Genomic DNA, 7,163 nt, shown 5'->3' on the forward strand with positions numbered 1-7,163 from the left:
ACCAGGCAGCACTGAAAGACGGGTGATCCGCCCGTGAGCGCCGACGAGCCCCGTCCATATCCGGACGGGGCTCGTTGGCATTTGGTCCTGGCGGATGTGGCCCTGTCGAGCCTTACATTCCGCCCTCGGACATCCCGTGCACCGCGGGGATCGTGCCGAGCCGGCCCTTCTGGAAGTCCTCGAAGGCCTGCTGGAGCTCCGCGCGGGTGTTCATCACGAACGGCCCGTAGTGCGCCATGGGCTCACGGATCGGCCGGCCGCCGAGGAGGACGACCTCCAGGTCCGGCGTGTGAGAGTCCTGCTTCTCGTCCGCGCGCACGGTCAGCGAGGAGCCGGTGCCGAAGACCGCGGTCTGGCCGAGGTGGATCGGGCGGCGCTCGGCGCCGACGGTGCCGCGGCCCGCGAGCACATACGCGAGGCCGTTGAAGTCCTGCCGCCAGGGCAGGTTGATCTCGGCGCCCGGCGCCAGCGTCGCGTGCACCATCGTGATCGGGGTGTGCGTGATGCCGGGCCCGTTGTGACCATCCAGCTCACCGGCGATGACGCGCAGCAGCGCGCCGCCGTCCGGGGAGGTGAGCAGCTGGACCTGGCCACCGCGGATGTCCTGGTAGCGCGGCGGCATCATCTTGTCCTTCTTCGGCAGGTTCACCCACAGCTGCAGGCCGTGGAAGAGACCGCCGGACATGACCAGGTGCTCCGGCGGCGCCTCGATGTGGAGCAGACCGGACCCGGCCGTCATCCACTGGGTGTCACCGTTGGTGATGGTGCCGCCACCGCCGTTGGAGTCCTGGTGGTCGAAGATCCCGTCGATGATGTACGTGACGGTCTCGAAGCCGCGGTGCGGGTGCCACGGGGTCCCCTTCGGCTCCCCGGGCTGATAGTCCACCTCGCCCATCTGGTCCATCATGATGAACGGGTCCAGGTGCTTGTAGTCGATGCCGGCGAAGGCGCGCCGCACCGGGAAGCCCTCACCCTCGAAACCGCTGGGAGCGGTGGTGACGGCGAGGACGGGGCGCTGCTGGGCGTCGGCGGGCGCGGCGACGCGGGGCAGGGTCAACGGGTTGTCTACGGTCACTGCTGGCATGACGGCCTCCTCGGTCGTTCAAGGTTCAACTTAGTTGAAGGATGAACGACCCGCAAGGGGGCCTTTATTTCCAGGCGCGTCCGGGGACGCACGGTGATTACTTACCGACGCTCAGCCATACATCCGGCGCATCGCGAAGTCGACCATCTGCTCCACGGCCTTGGCGTCGAAGACCATCCGGTGATCGCCCTCCATGTCGAGGACGAAGCCGTAGCCGGTGGGCAGCAGGTCGATCACCTCGGCGCCGGTGATCACGAAGTACTTGGACTCCTTGCCCGCGTAGCGGCGCAGCTCCTTGAGCGAGGTGAACATGGGGATCACCGGCTGCTGGGTGTTGTGCAGGGCGAGGAATCCGGGGTTGTCACCGCGCGGACAGTAGACCTTGGAGGTCGCGAAGATCTGCTGGAAGTCCTCGGCCGACATGGAGCCGGTGGTGAAGGCCCGCACCGCGTCGGCCAGGGACGGCGGGGAGGGCTCCGGGTACAGCGGCTGCTCGCCATAGCCGGCGCCCGGCTGTGGGTGGTGTGACAGAGGCGGCTGCTGCCCCGGCTGCGGCGGCGGCGCCGCGTAACCCTGCCCTGCGCTCGCGTTCTGGTCGTAGCCGTACATGGACAGCAGCGTACTGAGTCACCGAAGCCTGGTGCGTCACAGTTGCCCTATCGGGGGTTGCTCTTTATTACCCACGGGTAGCATCATGGCGATCGACGATCGATCGCGCGATGCCATTGAAGAGGTCCGCCGCCTCCCGAGCCTTACGGAGCTGTTCGCCATGGGGCACTACAAGTCGAATCTCCGCGACATCGAGTTCAACCTCTTCGAGGTGCTCGGGCGCGACAAGCTGTACGGCACGGGACCGTTCGAGGAGATGGACGTCGAGACCGCCAAGAGCGTGCTCTCGGAGATCTCCCGACTGTCCGAGAACGAGCTGGCCGAAAGCTATGCGGACGCCGACCGGAACCCGCCGGTGTTCGACCCCAAGACCCACACCGCGCCGGTGCCCGAGTCCTTCAAGAAGAGCTACCAGGCGTATATGGACGCCGAGTGGTGGCGCCTGGGCGTCCCGGAGGACCTCGGCGGAGCCGCCTGCCCGCGCTCGCTGCTGTGGGCCTGTGCCGAGCAGATCCTCGGCTCCAACACCCCGATCTGGATGTACGCCTGTGGCCCCTCCTTCGCCGGAGTCCTCTACGACGAGGGCACCGAGGAGCAGTTGGCGATCGCCCGCCACATCGTGGACAAGCAGTGGGGCGCGACCATGGTGCTCACCGAGCCCGACGCGGGTTCGGATGTCGGCGCCGGCCGCACCAGGGCGGTCCGCCAGGAGGACGGCTCCTGGCATATCGAGGGCGTGAAGCGGTTCATCACCTCCGGTGAGCACGACCTCTCGGAGAACATCATCCACTTCGTGCTGGCGCGCCCCGAGGGCGCGGGCCCGGGCACCAAGGGGCTGTCCCTCTTCATCGTGCCGAAGTACGACTTCGACTGGGAGACCGGCGAGCTCGGCGAGCGCAACGGCGCGTACACGACCAACGTCGAGCACAAGATGGGCCTGCGGGTCTCCAACACCTGCGAGCTGACCTTCGGCGCGGACCACCCGGCCAAGGGCTGGCTGCTCGGCGAGAAGCACGACGGCATACGCCAGATGTTCAAGATCATCGAGTTTGCCCGGATGATGGTCGGCACCAAGGCCATGGCGACCCTGTCCACCGGCTATCTCAACGCGCTGGACTACGCCAAGGAGCGCGTCCAGGGCCCGGACCTGGCCGCCTTCACCGACAAGAGCGCCCCGCGCGTCACCATCACCCACCACCCCGATGTGCGCCGCTCCCTGATGGCGCAGAAGGCGTACGCGGAGGGCCTGCGCTCGCTCGTCCTCTACACCGCCTCCGTCCAGGACGAGATCCAGGCCCTGGAGGCGGCCGGCGAGGACACCTCCGCCGCGCACGCCCTCAACGACCTGCTGCTGCCCATCGTCAAGGGCTACGGCTCGGAGAAGGCGTACGAGCAGCTGGCGCAGTCCCTGCAGACCATCGGCGGCTCCGGCTACCTCCAGGAGTACCCGCTGGAGCAGTACATCCGGGACGCCAAGATCGACACCCTCTACGAGGGCACCACCGCCGTCCAGGGCCAGGACTACTTCTTCCGGAAGATCGTCCGGGACCAGGGCCAGGCGCTGAACGTGATCTCGGAAGAGATCAAGAAGTTCCTGGCCGAGGCCGGCGGCGGGGAGGAGCTGACCGCCGCCCGCGACGCGCTCGCCAAGGCCGCCGCGGATCTGGAGGGGCTGGTGGGCACCATGCTCACCGACCTCGCCGCCACCCAGCAGGACGTCGCCACCATCTACAAGGTCGGCCTGAACGCCACCCGGCTGCTGCTCGCCTCCGGCGACGTGTTCATCGGCTATCTGCTGATCAAGGGCGCGGCGATCGCCGCCGACAAGCTGCCCGGCGCCTCCGCCAAGGACAAGTCCTTCTACGCCGGCAAGATCGCGGCCGCGAAGTTCTTCGCCCAGGAGGTGCTGCCGGGCGTCGCGGTCCAGCGCGCCGTGGCCGAGTCCGTCGACAGCTCCCTGATGGACCTGGCCGAAGAGGCCTTCTGATTCCTCTCATTCCTCATCATCGAGCCGGGTGCCCCGCGCGGGGCACCCGGCTCTTCCGTTCACGCGCCCGTCCTGTTCACGCGCCCGCGTCGGGGCCGGGGCCCGGCGCGTCTTTGCCGCTCTCGCGCCGCTGCTCGCGCAGCGCGCGCTCGAAGTCGCGCCAGGCCTGCCGCTGGATCTCCTCGCTGTGCGCGAGCACATCCGCTACGCGCCCGCCCCCGGCCGGGGGCGGGGACGCGGCGAGCTTCGCGCGCAGGTCGCGGCAGGCCGCGTCCTCCGAGCCGAACCAGCGCGTATCCCGGTCCTTGGAGCGCTCACGCAGCCCCACCACCCAGCCGTCCGGCGCGGGTCGCAGGAAGTAGTACGCGTCCGGCTGGACCGGGATGTCGTGCACACCCGGGATGTCGTACAGCGCGTCGGGGACCCGGTCCTCGCGCAGGGCCCGGACGAGCTCCCGCCGGTCCATGCGCGTCAGTTGAGGGGCCGGAGGTTACCGGCGGCGACGAGCTGGGGGATCGAGGGAGTGGTGAGGTACTGCAGACCGCCTCCCGGCTGGGCGAACCAGGGCCTGATGGGCCCGGCCTCCGCTGTGAAGGGCTCCACGACCTCATAGAGGTGGTAGCCGAAGGGGAACGCCGAATCGAGGGTGTTGAGGTTGCTGGGCGGCAGCGCGCGCTCGGCGAAGGGCGTACCGGCCGGGGCGAGGAAGTGGCCGAAGCCGCTGCCGAAGAGATCGAGCTTCTGTCCGGGCTGCAGGGTGACGGTGACATGCAGCGGCGTACCGTTGATGAGCACCCAGCCGTCCGGGTCCGGGAACCACCAGCCGGAGGTCTCGTCGTTCCAGTAGCAGTCGAGGAACTCGGTGGACGACAGATGGTCCAGCCGCTCCCAGCCCTTGAGCATCTCGGCGATCGGCCCGCTCCGGGGGAGCTGCGCGGGGCCCAGCCGCCAGTCGTCCTCGTAGTACTTCTGGAACGGGGCCGGCGGGGGAGTGCGGGCCCCCACCCGGTCCGTGGTGGGACAGGGGACAGGTTCCTTCGGGTACGGGGCGGCGACGGACGGGGCGGTGGGCTGCGCCACGGCCGGCGCGCCGGTGCACAGCAGGAGAAGTGCCCCAAGGACGAGGAAGACGTGACGAAGAGCGCGCATCCGATATCCCCTTCAGTGCGTTATGGCACGATCACAGGAGATATAGGAGGAAAAGCGCCTTTCTTATCGCCAAGCGGCCGATCTTCATCTGATCGGCGCAGCACGATCCCACGGAAGCCGCAATACACCCCCGCCACGCCACGCCGGGCCCCGTCGCGTTCTCTCAGCCGTTTTCCACAGGCCCCAATCGAACACGGGCTCCAGGCGGTTCTCGAATCTATGCTGTTCACATGAGCGCGCACTCCGACTTCGACCGCGGCCATACCGACGACCTGATGTCCTTCCTCGCCGCCGCCCCCTCGCCGTACCACGCGGTGGCGAGTGCCGCCGAGCGGCTGGAGAAGGTGGGATTCCGGCAGGTCGAGGAGACCGCGCCCTGGGACGGCGGGACGGGCGGTAAGTACGTCCTGCGAGGCGGCGCCATCATCGCCTGGTACGTGCCTGACGGGGCGAGACCTTCCACTCCCTACCGGATCGTGGGGGCACACACCGACTCCCCCAATCTGCGGGTCAAGCCGATTCCCGACACCGCGGCACACGGCTGGCGGCAGATCGCCGTCGAGATCTACGGCGGCGCCCTGCTGAACACGTGGCTGGACCGCGACCTCGGCATCTCCGGCCGGCTCACCCTGAGGGACGGTTCGCACCACCTGGTGGCCGTCGACCGGCCGCTGCTGCGCGTTCCCCAACTCGCCGTCCACCTCGACCGGGGCGTCAACACCGAAGGGCTCAAGCTCGACAAGCAGCGCCATATGACGCCCATCTGGGGCCTCGGCGATTTCGAGGAGGGCGCTCTGATCCGCTTCGTCGCCGAAGCGGCCGGGGTACCTCCCGCCGAGGTGAGCGGCTGGGATCTGATGGCGCACAGCGTCGACCCGCCCGCCTACCTCGGCCGGGACCAGGAGCTGATCGCCGGACCTCGGATGGACAATCTTCTGTCCGTCCACTCCGGCACCACCGCGCTCGCCGCCGCCGCCGCCCGCCCCGAGCTGCCGTACATCCCCGTCCTCGCCGCCTTCGACCACGAGGAGAACGGCAGCCAGTCCGACACCGGCGCCGAGGGCCCGCTGCTCGGCAATGTGCTGGAGCGCTCGGTCTTCGCCCGCGGCGGGGCGTACGAGGACAAGGCCCGCGCCCTCGCCGGGACGGTCTGCCTGTCCTCCGACACCGGACACGCCGTCCACCCCAACTACGCCGAGCGGCACGAGCCCGGCCACCACCCACTGCCCAACGGCGGCCCGATCCTCAAGGTCAACGTGAACCAGAGATACGCCACCGACGGCGGCGGCCGCGCCGTCTTCGCTGCCGCCTGCGAGCGCGCGGGCGTGCCCTGGCAGACCTTCGTCTCGCACAACGCCATGCCGTGCGGCACTACAATCGGACCGATCACCGCCGCCCGGCACGGCATCACCACCGTCGACGTGGGAGCGGCCATCCTGTCCATGCACTCGGCCCGCGAACTGTGCGGCGCCCGGGACCCCCAGCTCCTGACCAGGGCTATGACCGCCTTCCTGGAGGGCTGACTTGGACTTCTCTCTACTCGGGCCGGTGGCCGTGACCGCCGGCACCGGAGAGATCACGCTGGGCCCGGTCAAGCGGCGCAGCCTGCTCGCCATGCTGCTGCTGCAGCCCAACGCCACTGTTCCCGTCGAGCAGTTGATCACCTGTCTGTGGGACGAGGAGCCGCCGGAGCACGCCCGCACCGTCATCCAGGGCCATGTCTCGCGGCTGCGCGCGACGCTCGCCGAGGCGGGCGCCGATGCCTACGGCGTGGAGCTGATCACCCACGGCTCCGCCTACCGGCTCCGCATGCCCGAACAGCTCGTCGACAGCGAGCGCTTCTCCGAACTGGTCTCCCTCGCCCGGCCCGAGACCGCCCCCGAGCAGGCCGTGGATCTACTGCGCCAGGGGCTCGATCTGTGGCGCGGACCGGCCCTCACCGGCACGGTGCCCAGCCCGCCGTTCGCCGCGGCGGCCCATGCCCTGGAGGAGCGGCGGCTGGCCGCCGTCGAGGCGCTGGCGCGCGCCCACGGGGCGCTCGGCCAGTACGAGATGGCCGCCGACGTACTGCATCCGGCCGCCGTGGCCAACCAGCTGCGTGAAGGGCTCATCGCGGCCCTGATGCTGGCGCTGTACCGCATCGGACGGCAGTCGGACGCGATCGCCTGGTACCACCGCACCCGGCAGCTCCTCGCCGACGACCTGGGGGTCGACCCGGGCGAGCGGCTGCGCACCGCGTACGAGGAGATCCTGCGCGCCGCCCCCACGGCGGGGCGCCCGCGCGCTGCCGCCGAGCCCACCGCGCAGGTCTGCGACTGGCTCGTATACACATCT

The 7,163-nt window shown here is 69.5% G+C and carries 7 protein-coding genes; 3 read left to right on the forward strand and 4 right to left on the reverse strand.

Annotated features, from left to right (window positions below; genetic code table 11):
• Positions 1 to 112 precede the first annotated feature (112 nt).
• Together CCN51_RS42505 and CCN51_RS42510 are read right to left on the reverse strand one after the other, a co-directional pair.
• The gene (locus CCN51_RS42505; protein ID WP_078610561.1) at positions 113 to 1,084 is read right to left on the reverse strand and encodes a pirin family protein; all 972 of its coding nucleotides are present in this window, start codon (positions 1,082 to 1,084) and stop codon (positions 113 to 115) included.
• Between the two features lie 111 nt (positions 1,085 to 1,195).
• Positions 1,196 to 1,693, reverse strand: a complete 498-nt coding sequence (locus tag CCN51_RS42510; RefSeq protein ID WP_086860799.1) for an SseB family protein — start codon at positions 1,691 to 1,693, stop codon at positions 1,196 to 1,198.
• A 160-nt stretch (positions 1,694 to 1,853) separates the two neighbouring features.
• On the opposite strand from CCN51_RS42510, the gene CCN51_RS42515 reads away from it, so the two are divergent.
• Positions 1,854 to 3,680 carry an acyl-CoA dehydrogenase gene (locus tag CCN51_RS42515; protein WP_014178052.1) on the forward strand — a complete coding sequence of 609 codons (1,827 nt, stop codon included), beginning with the start codon at positions 1,854 to 1,856 and terminating at the stop codon, positions 3,678 to 3,680.
• Between the two features lie 76 nt (positions 3,681 to 3,756).
• Here the strand turns inward: CCN51_RS42515 and CCN51_RS42520 are convergent, their stop codons facing one another.
• Together CCN51_RS42520 and CCN51_RS42525 are read right to left on the reverse strand one after the other, a co-directional pair.
• Positions 3,757 to 4,146 carry a hypothetical protein gene (locus CCN51_RS42520; RefSeq protein WP_014178051.1) on the reverse strand — a complete coding sequence of 130 codons (390 nt, stop codon included), beginning with the start codon at positions 4,144 to 4,146 and terminating at the stop codon, positions 3,757 to 3,759.
• Between the two features lie 5 nt (positions 4,147 to 4,151).
• Positions 4,152 to 4,829: a TNT domain-containing protein gene (locus tag CCN51_RS42525; RefSeq protein ID WP_014178050.1), complete on the reverse strand. Its 678-nt coding sequence runs from the start codon at positions 4,827 to 4,829 to the stop codon at positions 4,152 to 4,154.
• A gap of 230 nt (positions 4,830 to 5,059) precedes the next feature.
• Here CCN51_RS42525 and CCN51_RS42530 point away from each other — a divergent pair, with 230 nt between their 5' ends.
• Together CCN51_RS42530 and CCN51_RS42535 are read left to right on the forward strand one after the other, a co-directional pair.
• Positions 5,060 to 6,352 (forward strand): M18 family aminopeptidase, encoded by a 1,293-nt coding sequence (locus tag CCN51_RS42530; protein WP_014178049.1) that lies wholly within the window; start codon positions 5,060 to 5,062, stop codon positions 6,350 to 6,352.
• A 1-nt stretch (position 6,353) separates the two neighbouring features.
• Positions 6,354 to 7,163 (forward strand): AfsR/SARP family transcriptional regulator (locus tag CCN51_RS42535; protein ID WP_211303301.1); only part of this gene is annotated, 810 nt, incomplete at its 3' end.

The sequence above is a fragment of the Streptomyces milbemycinicus genome (assembly GCF_002154605.1).
GTDB lineage: Bacteria > Actinomycetota > Actinomycetes > Streptomycetales > Streptomycetaceae > Streptomyces > Streptomyces milbemycinicus.

What these genes read in the sequence shown, in the direction of transcription:
- CCN51_RS42515 (WP_014178052.1), top strand. Translation starts at nt 1,854, where the DNA reads ATGGGGCACTACAAGTCGAATCTCCGCGACATCGAGTTCAACCTCTTC.
- CCN51_RS42505 (WP_078610561.1), bottom strand. Translation starts at nt 1,084, where the DNA reads ATGCCAGCAGTGACCGTAGACAACCCGTTGACCCTGCCCCGCGTCGCC.
- CCN51_RS42520 (WP_014178051.1), bottom strand. Translation starts at nt 4,146, where the DNA reads ATGGACCGGCGGGAGCTCGTCCGGGCCCTGCGCGAGGACCGGGTCCCC.
- CCN51_RS42510 (WP_086860799.1), bottom strand. Translation starts at nt 1,693, where the DNA reads ATGTACGGCTACGACCAGAACGCGAGCGCAGGGCAGGGTTACGCGGCG.
- CCN51_RS42525 (WP_014178050.1), bottom strand. Translation starts at nt 4,829, where the DNA reads ATGCGCGCTCTTCGTCACGTCTTCCTCGTCCTTGGGGCACTTCTCCTG.
- CCN51_RS42530 (WP_014178049.1), top strand. Translation starts at nt 5,060, where the DNA reads ATGAGCGCGCACTCCGACTTCGACCGCGGCCATACCGACGACCTGATG.